Origin of the sequence: Geobacillus zalihae NBRC 101842 (assembly GCF_001544135.1) — a bacterium.
Lineage (GTDB): Bacteria > Bacillota > Bacilli > Bacillales > Anoxybacillaceae > Geobacillus > Geobacillus zalihae.
In genome coordinates this window covers 1-1,481 of record NZ_BCPV01000130.1, presented here as the reverse complement: position 1 = coordinate 1,481, position 1,481 = coordinate 1, and the positions used below count along the sequence as shown (strand labels likewise).

The 1,481-nt window shown below is 41.1% G+C and carries 1 protein-coding gene; it reads left to right on the top strand.

Going from position 1 to position 1,481, the window contains the following annotated elements; all coding sequences use genetic code 11:
• The first annotated feature begins 122 nt into the window (after nt 1-122).
• Nucleotides 123-1,301 carry an RNA-guided endonuclease InsQ/TnpB family protein gene (locus GZ1_RS17670; protein ID WP_011231306.1) on the top strand — a complete coding sequence of 393 codons (1,179 nt, stop codon included), beginning with the start codon at nt 123-125 and terminating at the stop codon, nt 1,299-1,301.
• Nucleotides 1,302-1,481 lie beyond the last annotated feature (180 nt).

Below are 1,481 nucleotides of genomic sequence, written 5' to 3'. Positions count from 1 at the left end.
AACATAAATCAGCCAGAAGTCCCCCACCTCTACAGGTGGGGGATGAATGGCGTTCGGTTTTTCTGTTTTTCTCTTTCTTCTTTGGATGGCAATAGAATACAATAAACATAGGAGGTGAAACCATGTATCGAACGCTGAAAACCCGTTTTCGGGCAAAGAAAGAAGTTATCCAAAAACTATTTGAATGCAATCGTATCTCCGCAGAAGTTTGGAACGAATGCCTTCGTTTGGCAAAAGAACATCATTTGGAAACAGGAAAATGGATAACCAAAACGGAACTGCAAAAAGCAACAAAAGGTCGTTTTTCTATCCACAGCCAAAGCATCCAGGCGGTTGTGCATAAATATATCTTTGCCCGTGATGGGGCAAAAGAAGCACGGAAAAAAGGAGAAAAAATCAAATATCCATACAAAAAGAAAAAACATTTCAACACGAAATGGGCAAAAGATGGGTTTGTTTTGCATGAAGACGGAACGTTGGAACTGTCGCTAGGAATTTGGAATCGAAAACGACAATCTCCTTTGGTGGTGAAAATCGACAAAGAGAAACTTCCAAACGGAAAAGTCAAAGAAATCGAGTTGGTCTATGACCGTGGTTTGTGGCTTTGTTTATCGTATGAAGATGGGAAAAAACCAAAAGAAAATCCATGTAAAAACCGTGTTGCTATTGACCCAGGGGAAATTCACACCATCGCAGCCATTTGTGAAAATGGGGAAAGCCTCATTATCACGGGAAGAAAAATAAGAAGCATTCATCGGTTGAGAAACAAGAAATTAAAAGAACTGCAAAAACTCATGAGCAGATGCAAAAAAGGCTCCAAACAATGGAAAAAGTACAATCGGGCGAAACAATATGTACTTTCGAAATCAGAGGCACAACTAAAGGATGCACTGCACAAAACCACGAGACAATTTGTTCGTTGGTGTTTGGAAAACCAAGTGAAAGAAGTCGTCATTGGAGATATCGAAGGAATCCAACGGAATACGAAAAAGAAACGAAACAAAAAGACCAATCAGAAATTATCCAATTGGTCGTTTGGAAAATTATTTGATTATCTCAAATACAAATTGAATGCCGAAGGAATTCAAATCGAGAAAAAAGATGAAAGTTATACCTCGCAAACATGCCCTGTTTGCGGGAAGAAAAATAAATCTTCTTCTAGAAATTATACATGTCAATGCGGGTACAAACGACACCGTGATATCCATGGGGCAATGAATTTATTTGCCAAAGTATATTATGGTGAAATCCGCCCATTGGAATTTACGGTCAAACCGTTTACGTATCGACGGATTGCTTAGGTATGAAGTCGTAGATGGCGAGTTCCCGCCCTTGAGTATCATGGATACTCATGTTGCCTGTGGCTCCCAACGGGACGGGTGCCAGGTGTTGCCTGCAGATAGGCTGCCAACCAGCCTATCATGCATCCACCTCCGAAGGGGAAACAGGAAACCCCCACTTCGATAAGTGGGGGAGGTTCA